At 32.9% G+C, this 18781-nt stretch carries 18 protein-coding genes and 1 tRNA gene; 11 read left to right on the top strand and 8 right to left on the bottom strand.

Going from position 1 to position 18781, the window contains the following annotated elements; translation table 11 throughout:
* Positions 1-82: 82 nt before the first annotated feature.
* On the bottom strand, positions 83-529 hold the full coding sequence (locus AAGU07_RS15750) for a hypothetical protein (protein ID WP_342460031.1): 447 nt from the start codon (positions 527-529) through the stop codon (positions 83-85).
* Positions 530-1061: 532 nt separating this feature from the next.
* Between AAGU07_RS15750 and AAGU07_RS15745 the strand changes: the two genes are divergently transcribed.
* The gene (locus AAGU07_RS15745) at positions 1062-1781 is read left to right on the top strand and encodes a HEAT repeat domain-containing protein (RefSeq protein ID WP_342460030.1); all 720 of its coding nucleotides are present in this window, start codon (positions 1062-1064) and stop codon (positions 1779-1781) included.
* Between the two features lie 222 nt (positions 1782-2003).
* Here the strand turns inward: AAGU07_RS15745 and AAGU07_RS15740 are convergent, their stop codons facing one another.
* Positions 2004-2213 (bottom strand): hypothetical protein, encoded by a 210-nt coding sequence (locus AAGU07_RS15740; protein WP_342460029.1) that lies wholly within the window; start codon positions 2211-2213, stop codon positions 2004-2006.
* A 226-nt stretch (positions 2214-2439) separates the two neighbouring features.
* Here AAGU07_RS15740 and nucS point away from each other — a divergent pair, with 226 nt between their 5' ends.
* The gene (nucS, locus tag AAGU07_RS15735) at positions 2440-3195 is read left to right on the top strand and encodes an endonuclease NucS (RefSeq protein ID WP_342460028.1); all 756 of its coding nucleotides are present in this window, start codon (positions 2440-2442) and stop codon (positions 3193-3195) included.
* A gap of 42 nt (positions 3196-3237) precedes the next feature.
* Here nucS and AAGU07_RS15730 read toward each other — a convergent pair whose 3' ends face one another.
* Both AAGU07_RS15730 and AAGU07_RS15725 read right to left on the bottom strand, forming a co-directional pair.
* The gene (locus AAGU07_RS15730) at positions 3238-4050 is read right to left on the bottom strand and encodes a hypothetical protein (RefSeq protein WP_342460027.1); all 813 of its coding nucleotides are present in this window, start codon (positions 4048-4050) and stop codon (positions 3238-3240) included.
* Positions 4051-4054: 4 nt separating this feature from the next.
* Positions 4055-4375 (bottom strand): hypothetical protein, encoded by a 321-nt coding sequence (locus tag AAGU07_RS15725; RefSeq protein ID WP_342460026.1) that lies wholly within the window; start codon positions 4373-4375, stop codon positions 4055-4057.
* A gap of 551 nt (positions 4376-4926) precedes the next feature.
* On the opposite strand from AAGU07_RS15725, the gene AAGU07_RS15720 reads away from it, so the two are divergent.
* Positions 4927-5514, top strand: a complete 588-nt coding sequence (locus tag AAGU07_RS15720) for a TetR/AcrR family transcriptional regulator (RefSeq protein WP_342460025.1) — start codon at positions 4927-4929, stop codon at positions 5512-5514.
* 131 nt (positions 5515-5645) lie between these two features.
* Positions 5646-7109: a DHA2 family efflux MFS transporter permease subunit gene (locus tag AAGU07_RS15715; protein ID WP_342460024.1), complete on the top strand. Its 1464-nt coding sequence runs from the start codon at positions 5646-5648 to the stop codon at positions 7107-7109.
* 110 nt (positions 7110-7219) lie between these two features.
* On the opposite strand, the gene AAGU07_RS15710 is transcribed toward AAGU07_RS15715, so the two are convergent.
* The 4 genes from AAGU07_RS15710 to AAGU07_RS15695 form a co-directional block, all read right to left on the bottom strand.
* Entirely contained in the window at positions 7220-7699 is a 480-nt protein-coding gene (locus tag AAGU07_RS15710) for a DUF308 domain-containing protein (RefSeq protein WP_069583887.1), read from the bottom strand.
* A 425-nt stretch (positions 7700-8124) separates the two neighbouring features.
* Positions 8125-8973 (bottom strand): HNH endonuclease, encoded by an 849-nt coding sequence (locus tag AAGU07_RS15705; RefSeq protein ID WP_342460023.1) that lies wholly within the window; start codon positions 8971-8973, stop codon positions 8125-8127.
* A gap of 225 nt (positions 8974-9198) precedes the next feature.
* Entirely contained in the window at positions 9199-9444 is a 246-nt protein-coding gene (locus AAGU07_RS15700; protein WP_342460022.1) for a hypothetical protein, read from the bottom strand.
* Between the two features lie 277 nt (positions 9445-9721).
* On the bottom strand, positions 9722-10228 hold the full coding sequence (locus AAGU07_RS15695) for a PRC-barrel domain-containing protein (protein WP_342460021.1): 507 nt from the start codon (positions 10226-10228) through the stop codon (positions 9722-9724).
* Between the two features lie 345 nt (positions 10229-10573).
* Between AAGU07_RS15695 and AAGU07_RS15690 the strand changes: the two genes are divergently transcribed.
* From AAGU07_RS15690 to AAGU07_RS15660, 7 genes are all read left to right on the top strand, one after another.
* Positions 10574-11176, top strand: coding sequence for a heme-binding protein (locus AAGU07_RS15690; RefSeq protein ID WP_342460020.1), 603 nt, complete (start codon positions 10574-10576; stop codon positions 11174-11176).
* Positions 11177-11276: 100 nt separating this feature from the next.
* A complete protein-coding gene (locus AAGU07_RS15685; protein ID WP_342460019.1) occupies positions 11277-12659 on the top strand; it encodes an MFS transporter in 1383 nt (460 codons plus the stop codon).
* A gap of 421 nt (positions 12660-13080) precedes the next feature.
* Complete coding sequence (locus tag AAGU07_RS15680) at positions 13081-13707, top strand: hypothetical protein (protein WP_342460018.1); 627 nt, start codon at positions 13081-13083, stop codon at positions 13705-13707.
* Positions 13708-13746: 39 nt separating this feature from the next.
* Positions 13747-16083: a DEAD/DEAH box helicase gene (locus AAGU07_RS15675; protein WP_342460017.1), complete on the top strand. Its 2337-nt coding sequence runs from the start codon at positions 13747-13749 to the stop codon at positions 16081-16083.
* A gap of 289 nt (positions 16084-16372) precedes the next feature.
* Positions 16373-17032 (top strand): CRISPR-associated protein Cas4, encoded by a 660-nt coding sequence (locus AAGU07_RS15670; RefSeq protein WP_342460016.1) that lies wholly within the window; start codon positions 16373-16375, stop codon positions 17030-17032.
* 431 nt (positions 17033-17463) lie between these two features.
* Positions 17464-17535, top strand: a tRNA-Gln gene (locus AAGU07_RS15665).
* Between the two features lie 29 nt (positions 17536-17564).
* Positions 17565-18722, top strand: coding sequence for an ATP-grasp domain-containing protein (locus AAGU07_RS15660; RefSeq protein WP_342460015.1), 1158 nt, complete (start codon positions 17565-17567; stop codon positions 18720-18722).
* The last annotated feature ends 59 nt before the right edge of the window (positions 18723-18781 follow it).

Here is an 18781-nt window from a genome sequence, read left to right as displayed (position 1 = left end):
CCATGTCTCATGATAAAGTGTTTTACAGAGTTTAAAAGGAGTAATTTACTGAATTAATTGATATGTACTTAAAAAAAGTAAATTAAGGTGCTCCTCCTGCACCGCCCACATTTTTGCCGGTTTTAGGGTCTATATTTATTTCTCCTACCCGTTTACCCTTCAATAAAACAGGAACAACATCTGTGCATTTCCCACCTATTTTGTATCGTTCAGGTTTACCTGCTACTGCATTATGTTCTTTTATGTACTTCTGCGCAATTGAACGTGATTTAGATGACTTGACTTTATGATTTGTATACTTTTTCGGGGTTGATGATTTAACATTAAGATTTGAGTGATGTAAAACCCTGTTTGATATTTTATTTATTGAACTGATCTTGTGATTATTATTTGCGGGATTTCCTAAATTTGACTGGTTTGGCTGTCCTAATTGGGAATTAGCAGATATTACTGGATAAGCAGCTACAGTAATACTTGTAATAACTAATGCGCTAACTAAAAATAGTATTTTTCCTTTAATTGCAACCACCTCTGCATAATTTCGTATCTTTTTTTATGTTTTTCATAACTAATAATAATTTCGTGTAACTACAATTTAGATATAAAATTAAAGGTGTTTGGAAGGAGAACTATTATAATTCCTTAGGGAATAATTAATATAATTAGTTGGATATAAATAAAACTAATAAAAATAATTCTAATAATTATGGTTTTTATGTCTATTAACCTAAATATTTATTTAAACGGCTATGAATGTCTTGAAATTATATTTGGGGGATGATTTAAGCTAATTTTTAAGTATAAATTAAATAGTAGCTATAAATTATAGCACATGATGATGCACTTTAATTGTTATAATGTAACACTAATTGTTTATTAGAATTAAAAGAATTATAAAAGACTGTTTTTGACAAAAAAACGTATTGTTTGAATTATCTGGGCATTATTTGGGATATGGTGCATTCAAAAATGATTAATGGTATGATCTAAGCTAGTAAACATTTATAAAAATTATATGGTCAATAGATATTAATGACATTAAATAGATATGTGATAAAATTATGGATATGATGATCACAATGATTTCTATCTCAGATCTGGAAAAGATGAGGGACAAAAAGGATATAAATGGCCTTGTAAAAGCATTAGATATAACCGAAGATAAACGAATTCGGGAAAAATCAGCATATATTCTGGGAGATATAGATGCAAAAGAAGCGGTTGAACCTTTAATTAATCTCCTGAATGATGAATACTGGCCTATTCGTAAAGCTGCAGTTTTATCGCTTGGTAGAATTGGGGACAGGCAGGCGGTTGAACCTTTAATCAATGTCTTAAAGGATGAACATTGGCACGTGAGGGAAACAGCAGCACTAGCTTTAGGTGTAATCGGGGACCGGCGCGCAGTTGAACCAATCATTAATGCATTAAATGATGGGTCTTTAAATGTTAAATGTGAAGTGGTGGATGCACTTGGAAATTTGGGCGATTATCGCGCTCTTGAACCGTTAAAAGGAATTTTAAAAGAAAATGATTACATTTTAAGATCCTGTGCTGTGCTGTCATTAGGTAAAATTGGTGATGCATCTGTAGAATATCTGGTCAGCTCTCTTGGAGATGAAAGTTATCTTGTAAGGGTAAATGCGGCAAATGCCCTTGGAACCATAGGAGATAAAAAATCACTTCCCTATCTTAAAGGAGCTTTAGATGCCTCAAATGGAGAATCTCATGAATTTGAATCTGCTTTGAAAAGGGCAATAAATAAAATCACTTCAAAGTGATTTAATTTTAATTTAACCTTTTAAATTACTGGATAAAAGTTTCTTATTTTAAATTCGTTCATGTTCACAAAACCGACGGTCTTCAAAAATCGAAGGTTTTTGACAGTTTCGCAAGCTTTGTCTCGGAGCCAAGAAACTATCGAAAATCTACGATTTTCGAGCAGCAAAAACCTTGTTTTTTGCAAGCTTCGTTTCGTACGGCACTCAAACACATCGTGTTTGTTAGCTATCAAAAACAAAGTTTTTGATGCCTGCAAAAACCAGAGGTTTTTGCGGCCGAGGAAATAAATTTCCTCCGGCAAAAGAAAATGTTGCACATTTTCTTAAGCTTCGTTTTGCGGCTGCAAAAACATAGTTTTTGCAAGCTTTGTTTTTTTCAATCGGAAAAATAAAAAATTTTTCCATACTGGTTAATTTAGGTTGAAATTCCATTTATTTAATCAAAAAATTACATAATAATTTAAATAAGAATATTTTGCACAATACTCTGGACATACGAGTTTAAATTTAATATTATAATAAATATTTTTATGTTAATTGTACTTTAAATCATTAAACAGTTCTCTATTTTCGTTTATAATTATATTTTTATAGTTTGAAAATGTAATATTAGTTTTAAAATGGTGTTTACCTTTTTTTAATAATTTGAGGATGTTTAATGATAATTAAGTTAGATGAAAATCCTAAAATGGAAGAAGTTTTTGATTTTATAAACGAAGCAATTTTTAAAAGGGCATTTATAATAATAGTGGCCTGCTGCAGGATAAAGTACAGGGGCAGGGCTACAAGCAGGCTAGGATCTGGAGACAGGACAATAATTATCAAAACGGACGGTTCATTTTTAGTCCATCAGGATTATAATCTGGAGCCTGTTAACTGGCAGCCCCCTAACTGTAAATTCAAGACAAGAATGGAAAACGGCAGAGTTTACCTCTGGGGGGTAAGGAGAAATCCACCTGAGTCTCTTGAAGTTGAAATATGTAAAACACATATGGTATCTTATCATATTGGTAAAGACATTAAAAAGCTTGAACTAGCAGGTTATGAGGAAGATATGCGTACCATGATAATGGAAAGCCCAGAAATCATTGAAAAAGGATTCAGGCCTACTTCTAAGGAATATCAGGTATCTACAGGTTTTATAGATATATTGGGTAAGGATAAAAACGGTAGTTTAATGGTATTGGAACTTAAAAGCAGACAGGCCGGTATCAATGCAGTTAAGCAGTTAAAAAAATATTTTGAAGACTTCACGGACCATAAAGATTTTGTTAGAGGTCTTTTGGTAGCCCCATCTATAACTGAAGACGCCCAGGAACTTCTTGAAAAGTATCAACTTGAATTTAAGGCACTTGAACCACCTAAGGAACTTAAAAGTGCCAAAAGTGTCACACTGGACTTTTTCAACAAGTAATCTGGGGGCAGATTGGAAAATGAATGATAGGGGCAAGGTCCTTTATTTGGACGTGCCTCTGATTTTGGATTTATTTTTATTTAAACTCGATTTGAATGGGAACAGTACTTTAAACATGTTTTTAAATGGTTTTCTGTATATGTGGAAGTGAATCAGGGTGACTATAACCATCATGAGTGATAATTCTACGTGCCAGTAGTCCAGGCCTTGTCTGTAAACCAGGCCAATACCTAAATTTATCATATAGATTAGCAGTACTCCTGTGACGCCGGATCCCAAGAAACCTCCCATTAACAGCAAGTTCCACAATCTTTTATGTTTTTGAGGTTTTAAAATACCTTTACTGAAAAGATAATGTGTAAATAGGTACGCACCTATAATTAAAAGACTTACGGGAATTATATGGTAGTCATTGCCGGTATTTAATGAATCACCAGTCCCTGAACTGGGATCGTGAACTGTAGTAGTGCTTGCATTTGTCTGGTCTGAAGTTCCATCTTGAACGTGTCCCCCATAATATCCATCACTGGATGTACTATTTTGAGTATCTATATCTGTATTTGAATCTGTAGTCTGAGTATTAGCATCTGTACTTTGAGTGCTTGAAACGGCAGCGGCCTGTGAAAGATCGCAGATGCCGTCTCCAGTACTGTCAGTATAGAGATGGCACTGTCCTGGATAGGGATCGTTTGTTAATCCGTACGGACAGCCCCCTGCACAAACTCCTGACATGGTTGATGCTGCAATTACAGGTACAGTTGCTGCAGCCCCAATTATTTTCTGTTTTTGAGGGGAAATATTTTGATTTACTGCATTTTTTAAATCAGCTAACTTACTTTTAATTTTATTTTTCAAGATTTCACCCTCTCCCTCCTGTAAACAGCCTTCTGGTACTTTTCCAGTAAATACTTATATGGAATACTGTAACTAATGCCATGGTGATGCCGAATTCTACATGCCAGTAAAGAAGTCCTGAATTAATGGATGTGATTATGCCTAGTTCAAGTAAAACCATAAGTACAAATCCTGCACACGCAGTTACTAAAAATGCACTGAATAATATAAAGTTCCATAAATTCACATGAAGTGATTTTCTTATTAAACCTGTCTTGTAGAGTGTATATGTTACTAAATAACCCCCTACAAACGGTATTGACGGTATAAGTATTTCATAAACCATGATGATCACATTATTTTTAAATGAACCTAACGCTCTTTAATTAAAATAGGTGGTGCGTAATAAAAATAATTTTTCCAGAATTACTCCCAAATCATTCCATAATTCATCCCTATTCTGTTCTTTTAACATTTAAAGCAAAATAAAGAGGTTTTTACATTTATTACTTTTATTATTCTGGTTTTTAAAAAGATTAAATATAAAATTCGTATAAAAATGAGTTTTAAAAATGAAATATTCGGACGATTCATGTTAACTGATTGTTATAAGTTTAACCTATCTGGCTTTGGCTTTATTTACAAGTATGATTCTAGTTAAATTTTTAATAAGTGTATTTTAGGGCTATTCTAGGTTTTGAATATGTTTATATGCATGTTTGGTTATTTTGGCGATATATGATGTATTTTAAAATGATCACATTTTAATTTTATTTTGAAATATTTGGATACATAGCCAGGTTGATAATAGTTAAATTGGCCTATAACTATTTATGGGATTATATCCATAATTTGAATAGAGTTATATAGACCAGTCATTATAATTGGGATGGTATAATGAAAAAAAGTGATACAAGAGATAGAATAGTGGAAGCTGCAACAGTTCTTTTTCAGCTTAAAGGATATCATGCTACTGGATTAAATGAGATATTAAGGGAGAGTAATGCTCCTAAAGGCTCTTTATACTATTATTTTCCTGATGGAAAGGAACAACTGGCACTCGAAGCTGTAAATTTAACAAAAGAATTTGTTGAAAAAACAATAAAAGAACGGCTTGCAAAAATCCAGGATCCTGCAGAATCCATTAAAAATTCCATTGAAGAAATGGCAGATCTGATATATACTCAAAAAGATGAAAAATTAGCACTTAGAAGCACTAAAAAAGTTTCGATCAACCTTATTGCGCTGGAAACAGCTGCAACCAGCGAAACTTTAAGAAAAGCGTGCGAATCTGCTTTTAATGTATGGCAAGATGCTTATACTCAGAAGTTAATAGAAGGGGGTTTCAACAGGGAAAAAGCAGAAACCCTTGGACTGGTTATTCAGTCAATGGTGGAAGGGGCAATAATCATGTCTTTAACGAAAAAGAGTGATAAACCTTTCATTGAAATTGCAAAGCAGATTCCCATTCTACTGGCTCAATAATATTATTATTGAAAGAATTTTAAATGAATTTTTTTAACAAAATTATGTAGACTGGTCTAATTAGAATAATGGGAAGTATCTCTATTTTTTCAAATTATGTAGACTGGTCTAATATAGGAGAGAATTCAAAAATGGTTTTAAATACAGATGAAGATTATCCACAAATGGGGTTAAATTCAAACGAAAATAAGTTTTCAGTTAACAAAAATAACACTAAAAAAATTTTATTTGTACTTTTACTTGGCGGATTCATGTCGATGTTAAGTGAAACCGCGTTGAGCATAGTATTTCCGCATATAATGTTACAGTATAATATTTCAGCAGGGACAGTACAGTGGTTGACCACTATTTATGTTCTTGTTTCGGGTATTGTATTTCTTATCAGCGCGTTTCTTATTGAGCGGTTTTCAACAAGAAAACTGTTCATGTATTCAATGGTATTTTTAATTATAGGAACGATTGTGTCAGGTATTTCATCAAATTTTCCGGTTTTATTTACTGGACGTGTAATCCAGGCAGTTGGAACAGGTATTCTTGTACCTCTAATATTTAACACAATACTAATATTAATACCCAGACAGAAGCAGGGATTGGTCATGGGACTTGTATCTCTTGTAATTCTTTCTGCACCAATGTTTGCACCAGTATTTATGGGCTTTCTTATAGGCTTTATGGACTGGCACTGGTTCTTTTTACTGGTTTTAGTCTTTTTCATAGCCACATCAGTTTTAGGCATTTCTTTTTTAAGGAATGTCACTGAAGTAACACGCCCAAAACTCGATATTTTATCTGTTATTCTGGCTGCTGTGGGATTTGGTGGAATTATAATGGGATTCAGTGCTTTAGGAGACTATGGATTAAGCTTGAATGTTATGCTGCCTCTAATTATAGGCATAGTTAGTCTTATATTATTTGCAGCACGTCAGTTAACCATGGAACACCCTTTACTGGACCTTCATGTTTTTAATTATCCCTTTTTCACCATAGGGATAATAATTAATGTAATTAATGTGATGGTCGTTTTTGCAATAGTGATTATACTTCCAATGTATCTGCAGAATGGAATTGGAACTACTTCTTTTGTTGCTAGTCTTGTAATGCTGCCTGGAAGTATTTTAAACTGTTTACTGCCTCTTCTTGCAGGCCATATATATGACAGGCATGGACCAAGGGTTATCGTTAGCTCAGGTCTCGCTATTATGTGCATTTCAATGATATTTTTATCGAACCTTTCTGTTTCAACCACCCTTGCTGCCGTGTTAATTATAAACTGCGGCTTGTATATAGGATCAGCCCTTTTAATGTCTCCAAACCAGACAAATACTCTGGGGAATTTGGATTCTAAACATTACGCTTCAGGTTCTGCCATAATGACTTCCCTGCAGCAGATGGGGGGTGCAATTGGTTCATCTCTATTTGTAAGCTTTATGTCATTTGGACAGCACAGCTACCTTCAAAATATCATTAATCCAGATCCAGCACAGCAGATATCTGCATTAATATCTGGTGTAAACTTTTCATTTTTAATAGGGGCAATAATACTTGCGTTTGTATTTGTGCTTTCCCTTTTTTTAAAGAAGGAAGCACATGCTTAAAAAAAACGCTTTATTATATTTTTTTGACTGTAATACAGTTTAAAACATTTAATAGTTAATTGCAGATAAAAACAGCTGTTAAAAAGTAGAGTTGTTGGAAAGACTTTTAATTAATCTTTCTGGAATAACATTATTATTCCAGTTATTAAAAGCCATAATCCAATTAATATACCTAAATACAGCGGATCTTTAATGAATGCAGCTACAATTATGTAGATTATACCTAAAATTAGAGCTACTAGTCCTGTCCACCTGCTTCCTGTAGTTTTAGATGCTATGGCAACAATTCCTGCTATTACCAGGAATATACCTGCAATGAACACGAATAAAGCTGCCACGAAACTAAATAATGCAGGATTAAATATAAATCCTAGGCCAAAAATTAATGCTAAAAATCCTAAAATGAGTTCTATAATGCCCATAACTAGACTTTCGCCCATTGAGGCTGCACCCATAAATAGAAGACCTAAACCCAAAAATAGCACTGCAACACCAGTTAGCACGCTAAATGGAATTACTCCTAAAAGTGGAAATGCTAAAACTATTAAACCTAAAACTATGAGAATTATCGCGTTTCCCGTTTTTTCCATACAAATCACCTCTTAGCCTTTTTTCCAACAACTCTATAATTCTAACAATAGTTAATAATTGCCATTATTAATTATTATATTTTGCTATAATTTAATAGCTCTAATGATTGGTTAATTTAAATTTAAAATGAATATTAACATTAATTCGTAGGTATTTGAACTATATTTTAAGTTTAAGCCCATTAAAATATTTTTATAAATCCAAAATTAAATAATAATGTTCCTTAACTATAAAAAAGATTATGCTGGATTTAAATATGTTGTATATTACAATTATAATATTGATTTTTGTAGAGTGCAGCTTCTATGATTTATTAAATATATTCAAACAGGGATAAGCCTTAAAATTGCATAATATTGTGTTCATGAGCTACTCACGGTTTTAAGATTTAACAATTTTTAAAATTAATTAAAATTTACTTGGATTATTTGGTAAGTTTTAATTTAATCCGCTCAGCCAACCCTTTATTTACAAGCGGAACCCTGGTCAAACCTTTAATACTTGCTTTTTCTAACTTTTCTATACTTGGAAAGCATTTATAGATGTTTTCAGTTATTTTAAGGCCGACACCATGAATATCCTTTAAAATAAGCCATATTTTTGTTTTTTCAGTGTTTTGAGTCCATTCCCAGAAACTTTCCAGATCTTCATAGGCGAGACCCCTGTAATAATTGCCGCTGTGGGCGAGGTAGTGGCATTCTTTACACAGCAAAGCTAAATTTTGGGCTTCATCCTGATCTTTAATTGTAGAACCCATTACTGGAATAATATGGTGTATTTCAAGATTTTCAAGGGATCCACAGGCTACACATGAATTTTGATCCCTTTTTAAGACGTATCTTTTTGTTTTTGCACTGATCCCGTTTCTACTGTCTTTCTGGATCACTTTCCCATCTAGAAGATAAAACTGCCTTGCATATCCTTTGCTGCAGTTTACAGCCCTTGTGATTTCTTCAGTAGTTATCTCTTCTCCCCACATTTCCTTTAATGCGATAATTTTGTCCTTTTTAAGATCTGTATCAAGATTATCATCTAAAAATTGAGTATATAATTCATTTAAACTATTCTTTACACAGCTTAAATCTTTTAAAAGGCTTTTAAATTCATCTGTGTTTTCTACAGCCATTAAAATGTCTAGTTCTTCCCTGGATTTTGTAATTTTGCCCATGTATTCATCCAGGTGGTTTTGTGTGAGTTCCCAGAGTTCATCCAGAATTTTATGTTTCCTGTTTTTAAGTTCAAGGTGATAATTTTCGAGATAGTCTGTATCCATGATTTTCATTTTGCTTAAGTTTAATTAAATTTTTACATTCAATAAGTAGGTCAATGACATAACTTTTTAAATTTATAAATTTTAGGTATTCGAGAATCGTATTTTCGAAAGCATATAAACAAATTATCTTATTAAATAGCGTCAAAAATATTTGGCCATTCACTATAAAAAATAGTAAAAAGGAAATTTTATGGTTATCTTAAAAAGTTAAAAATTTAAAAGTAGTTAATCCCTTGCTCTAATATGGGGATCAAAGTTTAATGCACCCCTTTTAGATATCTCTTTTTTATAAGCTATCTGGGCATTTTGAATTGGAATTAATTCAATATCCCACGGGGAATCTTTTTCATACTCAATTTTAATTATTCCCATATCTTCAATTATATTTATTGATTTTACGCTGTTTTTACCTTTTTCAAAGACTTTTTCATTTTCCAAAATAGATACTTTTAATTTAGTGGCCCATACCATGTTATTCACCATTTACCTGATTTTTGTAACTATTGTTAAGTTAGGCGTGATATAATCAGCTCTTTAGCTCCACATACGATTTTTAACCATCACTCATAAAAATGAGCAGGTTTAATTTAAAAATAAAATTTTTTTAAAATAAAAATTTCACTATACTATATTGGTCATCAGTACTATTATATTTTTTAATCAATGAAAAAAAAATTCACAATAGTTCACTGATTGAATTGGTGGTTGTATTTTAAAAAGAGAATAAAAATTAGTGTAAATAAAACAATTAATCGGTAATTCTTTTATTTACATCTTCTTTACTCAGTTTCAGTATAACATAATCTCCAAAACTGTGTACATCTTCATCAGATACTACTAAATGTTTTTTTCTGAAAGCGGGTCCTGTGGATATGAGCACATTATGGATCAGGCACCCTTTAGGGTCGATGAGCATGTCGCCTACTTTACCTACATCCATAGCATCGTAGGTTAAGACAGTTTTTCCTACAATATCCTTAAATAATGAGCCGGTTTCTGCAAGTTCGCCTAATTTATTAACCTTAGTTTTTTGATCAATCTCTTTTCCATTCAATTTTAGCTGTACATAGTCTCCTATTTTGTCCAGGTCTTCCTCTTTAACTGAAAAATATTTTTTATTTAAAGCGGATCCCGTAGCCACCCATATTTTATCTACAAGGCAGTGTTTTAGTTTTATTTCAAGTTCAGCTATCTTACCTGCTTCTTTAGCGTCATTATCTAAAACTGTCATTCCTATAAATTTGCTGGCTTTCATTTTTAACACGTTCCAATTATTATTTAATTAATATCAATTTTATCTTTTATAACATAAATAATATTTGATTAATGAAGTTTTATTGCTGTTTAAGTGAATTGTTTGAAATTATGCTATTTTTGCAGGATATATTTTAAATTTCGGGATTTATTATAATTTTTATTGATTTTTAAACTGTATATTGGTAAAATATTACCTTGAATTCTTTTTATTAGTTATGACTGTAATCCTGTTTTTGAGCTTTTAATATATGATGGGCTGTGGAAGCTTTGAATCTTTAGTATTAAATATACGTTAAAAATAATTACTTAAATAATTTCAAACAAAGTATATCTGGGGTTAGATATGACTGAAACGCTGGCATATGATGTAGAGAGTAAAGAAGATAATTTTGAAATAAGAAAATATGCGGATTATATTTTAGCCCAGGTGGATATCGACGCATCATTTGATGATGCTGTACGTAAAGGATTCGTGATCCTTGCAGGTTACATTTTTGGGGGTAACCTGAAGCGTTCCAAGATTGCAATGACTGCACCTGTTGTGGAAGAGGAAATGAGCGAAAAAATAGAAATGACTGCTCCAGTAACTACTGAAACTGTTGGTGCTTCAGAGAATATAGGCATGACTACTCCAGTTACTGAGGAAAAAACAGAAGCTAATTTTCAACGTATATCTTTTGCAATGCCGTCAAAGTATACTATGGATACTTTACCTGAGCCCAATGATAAAAGAATTCATTTTAAAGAATTTAAAGGTCAAAAAACTGCGGTCTTAAGATTTAAAGGCAGGGTAAAAGAAAAACTTGCCGAAGAAAAGATTGAAGGACTAAAAAAATGGCTATCTAAAAAGCAAATTAAGCCTAGATCACGTTTTATGGTAGCTCAATATAACCATCCTGCAGTACCTGGATTTTTAAGGAGAAATGAGATAATAGTGGAGATTTAAAAAATAGAAGATATTTTTTAATTACTTTTTATCATATATTCCCTCTCAAAGTTATTAAACATGCTCAAAAATATTTTAACCAATAAATACAATAATTATTATGGACAGTAAACAGAGAAACAGAATTTTAGCCCTGCTTTTTGTGGGCGTCTTTATGGGTGCCCTTGATATTGGTATTGTAGGGCCAGTATTACCTGCTGTTAAATCATTTTTTGCTGTAAATGATAGGGCTGTTTCCTGGATATTTACTATTTATATCCTTTTTTTCATGATAGGGACGCCGCTTATGGCTAAAATATCTGATGTTTATGGTAGGAGAAATATATACATAATCGATATATTCCTGTTTGCTGCAGGTTCTGTAATCACTGCATTTTCATCTTCATTTGAAATAATGATTCTTGGAAGGGCTATCCAGGGTTTTGGAGCAGGGGGAATTTTTCCAGTTGCAAGTGCATTTATTGGGGACACTTTTCCTCCGGAAAAACGTGGCTCTGCACTTGGTATTATAGGCTCCGTATTTGGTTTGTCAGCGATTTTTGGACCAATACTTGGGGGTTTACTTCTTAACTATGGTTGGCAGTGGCTTTTTATAATAAATATACCTATAGCTGCAGGAATTATCGCTGCAGGATATTTCATATTGCCTAAAACTAAAAGAAAATGGGTTTCAGGCTTTGACTGGTATGGAACCCTTGTACTGGGAATTCTTGTTGCTTCACTTGCATTTGGGGTAAATCAGATAGACAGCAGTAATTTTACTGAAAGCCTTAAATCGCTTTATGTATGGCCATTTTTACTATGTTCTATTGCATTACTGCCTGTCTTATGGAGAATTGAGAAAGGTGCTGAAGACCCCGTAATTCAGATTAATTTATTAAAAAATAGGGAAGTTAGACTGGCTACAGGTATATCGATAGGCTCTGGTTTAAGCCAGGTGGCAATAATATTTCTCCCCTCATTTGCGGTAATTTCGTTATCTCTGTCCACTTCTACTGCTAGTTTAATGATTCTTCCTCTGGTGATTACCATGGCTATCAGTGCACCTTTAGTTGGTAAATTACTTGACAAATTTGGATCAAAAAAAGTGATGTTTACAGGCAGCTTTATATTAATTGCAGGCCTTTTTATTTTAAGCTTCTTTGCATATTCGTTCTATATTTTTATCTTAGCTGGCCTCATTTTGGGCGTGGGGTTAATTACAATTATTGGGGCTCCTTTGAGATACATCATGTTATCGGAAAGTCCAGAAAAATACAGGGCCTCAGGTCAGGCACTGATCAACATCAATGCCAGTGCTGGCCAGTTAGTTGGTGGTGCACTAGTGGGGGGTATAATTGCTTCTAAAGGGGGAACTTATGCAGGTTACGAATTTGCATATATTGCAGTTGGTATTGCTGCTGTTATAATGTTATTTTTAACTGTTGGCCTTAAAGGTCGTTTAGAGCAAGTTAAAACTATGAAAATGCATTCAAAAAGCTAATTATATGATATGCTATTTTAATAGGATTACTTTTTTAATAGGGGGCAAAATAATTTTATGAAATGTCATAAATTGTCCATGTTTTATATTATTCCTGTTCCATATGATAAGGTATAAAAATAGTAAAAATAAACATATGGCTAGTGTAAGTTGGGAATATATATGTATAAAACATATAAAAATCTCCGATTTTTATTGTTTGCAAAACTATCGAAATTTATAATTTCGGTGTTTGCGAAGTAGAACTTCGCAACCGTAAAAAATCTTTGATTTTTTACATGCCGGTGAAATTTTCAATTTTTCGCCGGCTTTGGTTTTTGCATGTGAAAAAATCCTAGATTTTTTCAACATACTATAAAACAACTTGAAGAGCGTTATACTCTAAATTTTCCCTTAGACTTCGGTTTGGAGTAGTGAATAAATGGTACAGCTAATTAAGACCTCTGTAAAATGCTATAAAAAGAGAGCTAAAAAGACAGTGGGCGGTAAACAAAAGGTTTATGAGTATAATCAGTATCTTATCCCCCTTAAAAGATCTGATAACCTGGAATGTAAAGAAGGAGTGCTTATAATACCTGAAAAATACTTTAAAGAGTTATTCGGTGTGGAAGATACATGGGCAGTTAAGGAGTACCTGAGCAAGCTTAAAGGATATGAAATGAGCATTGAAGGATATAAAAATGAATTTAAAGAACTGGAACTTAGATACCAGAAAGAATTTAAAGATCTGGAATGGAAACACAGTGAATTATCAAAATCCTACAAGGAACTTTTAAGCAAGCATACCAAAGCTACAAAATTGTATAAAATGGATACCTCAAAACTCCAGGAATTAGAAACTAAAGCTGAAGAGCTGGCTAAACAATTGGAACTCAGGGATATTGAATATAATAAATTAAAAGAAGATTATGATCTGGTTTTAAATAAAAGTACCATTATTGAGGAACAGATTAAGCCAGATGAAGATAAAGGTGATGAAGACAAAGATTTCTGGTCCATGATAAAGAATCGCCTTGGAAAAAAGGAATTAGCGTCCAAAGATGAATAAATTTTTAATATTTTTTAATTTTATTTAATGAGCGGTTTCATGATTGAATACTCTGATTTTGAAAAGATAGTCCTGGAAAAGCTTGGAAGGGACATAAGGATCGAGGTAAATGAAGATCAGCATAATGCAATAACTTCTTCTCATGATACTTCTTTATTTATAGTGGCCGGTCCTGGAAGCGGTAAAACAACAGTAATGGTCCTAAAAATACTGAAATTTATTTTTGTAGATGGTATCAAACCATCTTCAATTCTAGCAACCACTTTTACAAGAAAAGCAGCTGCTCAATTAAAATTTAGGACTGTTGAATGGGGAAATGAACTGAAATCAACTTTAATGGAGAATCCAAAGTATTCATCTATCCGGGTTCTGCTTGAAAAACTTGATTTTAAAAGAATAGTTACAGGCACGCTGGATAGTATAGCTGAAGATATTTTAAAAAGCAGTTATTCGGGCTCTTCACCTTCTATAATTGAAGATCTTGTAGCTAATGCACTTATGATAAAAGTTGGACTGCTTGATCATGATCGTCAAAAAGATAAGGATCTACAGGGGTTTTTGAATCATATACGCGGTGCAAGAACAAGACTTAATGTTTCAATGATGAGCCAGATACTTCTTGAGATAAAAGATAGGATTTATCATGATAGAATTAATTTTAAGGAGTTCATAGATGATTATGAACATAGGGGAGCTAAAATAGCTTATGATGCAATATCGGATTATATCAGCGACCTGGAAAAAAGGAATCTTCTTGATTTTTCAATGCTTGAGGATGAATTTTTAAGAAAACTCCAGACTGACAGATTAAAAGGTTTAAAAAATATCAAAATAGTTTTAGTGGATGAATATCAAGATACAAACCTACTTCAAGAAACCATCTATCTTAAAATTGCAGAGACAGCAATCAAAAATAAAGGCAGTATCATTGTTGTTGGTGATGATGACCAGTCACTTTACAGGTTCAGAGGAGCCACTGTGGATCTTTTCACGGATTTTGGAAGTAGGTTAAATAGTCATATTGGAATAAATCCTCTTTTTGTAAACCTGTCTAAAAATTACAGGTCCACAGGGCATATAGTTGATTTTTGCAATGAATTCATACAGATTGATAAAGAGTTCCAGAATGCACGTGCAGCAGGTAAAAGATCCATTTCACCCAGCTTAGAAAATCCGCTTAATGTTCCAGTTCTTGGAATGTTTAGGGATGATATTAATACCCTTGCAGCAAACCTAGCTGAGTTCATACGTGAAATCACTCATGGCAATGAAGTTAATTTAGATTATAAAAATAACTCATTTAAAATTAAAATTGATGAGAAAGAAGGATCTCCTTCAGATATAGCATTTTTATGTAGTTCTCCCCTTGAACTAGATTTTAAAGGTAATCCAAGACTTCCAATACTCCTTAAAGATGAATTAAATAAAAATAATCCTCAAATACCTGTTTTTAATCCCCGCGGGCAGAGCTTGGGTAGAATACCAGTTATTGAAATATTGTGCGGAATACTTCTGGAATGTATAGATCCTGAATGTAAAATCCAGAATACTTTTGGTAGGTTACCTCGAAATGCAGTATTCAGGTTTAAAATCTGGAGGTCTAAAGCTTTAAAATACATAGATACTAACGAAGATAAATCTAAAGAAATAAATGCTTTTATAGATACTTGGAGAAGCTATTTTCAAATAAAAGAGAATAAAACAGAAGTGCCTCTGATTGAACTTATTTATAAAATGGTTAAATGGATACCTGAAATATTAGATGAGGAAGGCCTTGTTTATCTGGAGATTATTATTAAAACCATTACACAGACCAGTTTATTCAGCGATTTTAAATCAAATATAATATTAAATGGAAGAAATAGGGATCTAGATCAAGATTCAGTAATAGAGGCAATGTGGAATATATTTGTACCTATTGCATTAGGCGCTATAAACCTTGATCTGGATATTCTTGAGAATTTGCCTGAAAACGGGATAAATATAATGTCAATTCACCAGTCTAAAGGTCTGGAGTTTCCTATTGTTATAGTGGACGTGGGTTCTGATTTTAAAATGAATTATGCAAACCATGCATTTAAAAGGTTTCCTGGAACCCCTGGAAAGTCATGTACATTGGAGGATAACATGAGGAAATTTTCTAAGCTGGGAATACCCAAACGAGACGCGCTTGATAGAGCGTTTGATGATCTTATAAGGCAGTACTTTGTGGCATTCAGCAGGCCTCAGGGGCTGCTTTTACTTGTTGGTTTAAATTCATTAAAAGATGGTTATTTCTTTAATAATGCAGTGAGATATGTTCCTAATGTTGCAACGGGTTGGGATAGAGATGGTGAATGGCACTGGGAAGGACTAAATAATCTGTTCCATATATAGGTAGCGCCAGTTATTTTTAATTTTTCACATTGAATATTAGATAAAAATTAGGCATAACCTTGTGACTTGAGGATCATTGATTAAAGTAGGGAGAAAAGACAGTTTTTATATAATTCCTTTAACTTCTAATAATATTATTTAAGAAGATTTTGAATTTAGTGAGATAAAAATATTTTAAATGTTTAAATTTGAATATATTTTTGAAATAGTCTCCTGAACCTTCTGCATCAATGTTTGTACTAGTATGGAATTAGGCAAAATCTTCTAAAATATATTAGGAGCATAATAAATGTCATTTCCAGATTCAATTCCCCATCCCACTGTATCTCAAGTTAAAATAATCGAGAATAAGACTAACTTCCCTATTAGCTGGTTAAACAAGCAGGGCTACTGTGAATATGGTATTTTTCTTGAGAACGTTCGCCAGATTAAAACTGCACCTACGGCAGCTATGGTTAAGGGGGTAAAAGAGCACGCTATTTTGGAGGAAAACTTTAAAGAAGAAGCAGTACCGGCAACATTTGACGAGATGCTGGAATCCTCAAAAACAGGGGAGCTTTTATCGCGTGAATTTCCAGTAGTTTCAGCTAATTATGGAATTCGGGGGTTTATAGATGAAATATGGATGACTCCTGATGAATTTATAATAATCGATGACAAACCTGGCACTATACCTTATTATTCAAGTATAAATCAGGTTTATGGGTACTGCCTGGCATTTAAAGATATGATCGAAGAAGACAGGCAGATTGTAGCATCTCTCCGTGAGAGGGGAACTGATAATATATTCTGGGCATCTTATTTTGACGCGAAAGCTGAAAAGAGCATAATTAGCCTTATAGGTCATGTACATGATTTGATATCTGGAAATACAGAATTTAATTCCACGGATAATCCTAATAAATGCAGAAAATGTAGATTCAATAAGATATGTGATAGAAGAGTATGAAGATGACGGCAAAACAACATGTTTTTAATGGTTTCTGCTGTAAATAAATTAATCAATACTATTTTTTGATTGTAATTATGCAACTCTTGGGAATTATAAAATTAAGAACCGGTTTAGGGAAGAGATTTTTATTTTTAAACTTATAATAACTTTTTCGCGGTTAATTTTCCATAAAGGTTATATGTAATCATGCATAAAAAATAGCAATATTGTAATACTATAAGGAATTTAAAATAAGCAAATTATCTGTTAATCCTGTATTAAAGTTAAATAAAAATATAGGATACTCCGATGGCATTAAAGATACATTTAAATACAATGAAGCTCGAAATAAGTTAGTTTGTTGTTTGAATATATAAGCGATAACTTTAAATATGACAAACAGTAAATAACTGAAATGCCACGGCGCAGATAATCTGTTTATTTTAGTTAGTCCCGTGGGGTAGTGGTAATCCTGCTGGTCTTTGGAACCGGCGACGGCGGTTCGACTCCGCTCGGGACTATTCCTTTTAAAACACAAGAGGTAGTTTTTATGAAAAACATTCTTGTTGTAGGTACAAATTCGCGACCTGTGGCTTGCTCTGCAAAAAAGATGGGAAATACCATCTATTCTGTAGATTATTTTTGTACAAGTGACCTTGTAAAATGTTCTGATTATTTAAGATGCATATTAAACCAAATTCCTTATGAATCCTGTGGGTACTATATCGAGAGGTTTGATCCTAAACTTCTTGAAAATTATGCAAATGAAGTTGTTGATGATGTAGACTGTATTCTATTCAGTGCAGGAGCAATGCCGGATAAATTTCCAGAATCAAAAGTAGTAGGGAACAAAAAAATTGCACATATCGAAAATAAATATAACCTTTATAATTTACTCAAAGATAAATTCAACGTCCCAGAAACTTTTTTAGTATCTTCTTACAGTGAAGCAGCTGAAATAGTGAAGAGCAAAGAAGATAAAAAATTCATTGTAAAGCCTATCTTTGGGGCTGGGGGCAAGGGCATCAGAAGGTTTGAAGAAACAAATGAAAATACTGATTTTAGAGGTATGATGCTTCAAGAGTTTATCGAAGGCCAAAATGTAAGCGCATCAGTTTTATCAACAAAGAACGAAGCTAAAGCAATTTTTACAAGCAGGCAGATACTTGGAGAAGATGGACTTGGACAGCCTGATGAATTTGCATACTGTGGAAATGTAGTTCCATTTACTGATGACGTGCAGGTTAAAAAAACAGCAGAAGATGCTATAATAGAATTATCCCTTTTAGGATCAAATGGGGTAGATATGATCCATACTGGAGAAGATATTTATGTTATCGAAGTTAATCCAAGATTTCAGGGTACATTTGAGTGTGCTGAGGAGGTGTTTGGAATTAACATGGTGGATGCCCATATTAAAGCATGCAGCGGTACAATAATTGAAATACCTGAACCAAATAAATTCGCTGTTAAGATGGTTATTTTTGCAAAAAGACGCTGTATTGCGGGAAATCTAGATTTTGAGGGCGTATATGATATTCCTGAGCGAAATGTTATCATTGAAAAAGATGAACCTGCTGCAACAGTTATAGCATCAGATGAAAATCTTGAAAAGGCCATTTATAAAGCAGAAAGGCTGGTTGAAAGAGTTTATAATGAGCTTGAACCTTTCCCTGAAAAAATACTGGCCAGAAATGTTAGTGTGTGATATTTAAAAATAGCGTTTCATTATATTTTGGAGAAGATAAGTAGTTTTTACTCGCTACT

It is taken from the genome of Methanobacterium sp. (genome assembly GCF_038562635.1).
Lineage (GTDB): Archaea > Methanobacteriota > Methanobacteria > Methanobacteriales > Methanobacteriaceae > Methanobacterium_D.
The sequence above is the reverse complement of the archived record's forward strand: the minus strand, read 5'-3'. Positions and strand labels throughout refer to the sequence as shown.

Bases quoted from the DNA above. Each gene is read 5' to 3' on its own strand.
- AAGU07_RS15745 (WP_342460030.1), top strand. From the start codon at position 1,062: ATGGATATGATGATCACAATGATTTCTATCTCAGATCTGGAAAAGATG.
- AAGU07_RS15740 (WP_342460029.1), bottom strand. From the start codon at position 2,213: ATGGAATTTCAACCTAAATTAACCAGTATGGAAAAATTTTTTATTTTT.
- nucS (WP_342460028.1), top strand. From the start codon at position 2,440: ATGATAATTAAGTTAGATGAAAATCCTAAAATGGAAGAAGTTTTTGAT.
- AAGU07_RS15725 (WP_342460026.1), bottom strand. From the start codon at position 4,375: ATGGTTTATGAAATACTTATACCGTCAATACCGTTTGTAGGGGGTTAT.
- AAGU07_RS15720 (WP_342460025.1), top strand. From the start codon at position 4,927: ATGAAAAAAAGTGATACAAGAGATAGAATAGTGGAAGCTGCAACAGTT.
- AAGU07_RS15715 (WP_342460024.1), top strand. From the start codon at position 5,646: ATGGTTTTAAATACAGATGAAGATTATCCACAAATGGGGTTAAATTCA.
- AAGU07_RS15710 (WP_069583887.1), bottom strand. From the start codon at position 7,699: ATGGAAAAAACGGGAAACGCGATAATTCTCATAGTTTTAGGTTTAATA.
- AAGU07_RS15705 (WP_342460023.1), bottom strand. From the start codon at position 8,973: ATGGATACAGACTATCTCGAAAATTATCACCTTGAACTTAAAAACAGG.
- AAGU07_RS15700 (WP_342460022.1), bottom strand. From the start codon at position 9,444: ATGGTATGGGCCACTAAATTAAAAGTATCTATTTTGGAAAATGAAAAA.
- AAGU07_RS15695 (WP_342460021.1), bottom strand. From the start codon at position 10,228: ATGAAAGCCAGCAAATTTATAGGAATGACAGTTTTAGATAATGACGCT.
- AAGU07_RS15690 (WP_342460020.1), top strand. From the start codon at position 10,574: ATGACTGAAACGCTGGCATATGATGTAGAGAGTAAAGAAGATAATTTT.
- AAGU07_RS15685 (WP_342460019.1), top strand. From the start codon at position 11,277: ATGGACAGTAAACAGAGAAACAGAATTTTAGCCCTGCTTTTTGTGGGC.
- AAGU07_RS15680 (WP_342460018.1), top strand. From the start codon at position 13,081: ATGGTACAGCTAATTAAGACCTCTGTAAAATGCTATAAAAAGAGAGCT.
- AAGU07_RS15675 (WP_342460017.1), top strand. From the start codon at position 13,747: ATGATTGAATACTCTGATTTTGAAAAGATAGTCCTGGAAAAGCTTGGA.
- AAGU07_RS15670 (WP_342460016.1), top strand. From the start codon at position 16,373: ATGTCATTTCCAGATTCAATTCCCCATCCCACTGTATCTCAAGTTAAA.
- AAGU07_RS15660 (WP_342460015.1), top strand. From the start codon at position 17,565: ATGAAAAACATTCTTGTTGTAGGTACAAATTCGCGACCTGTGGCTTGC.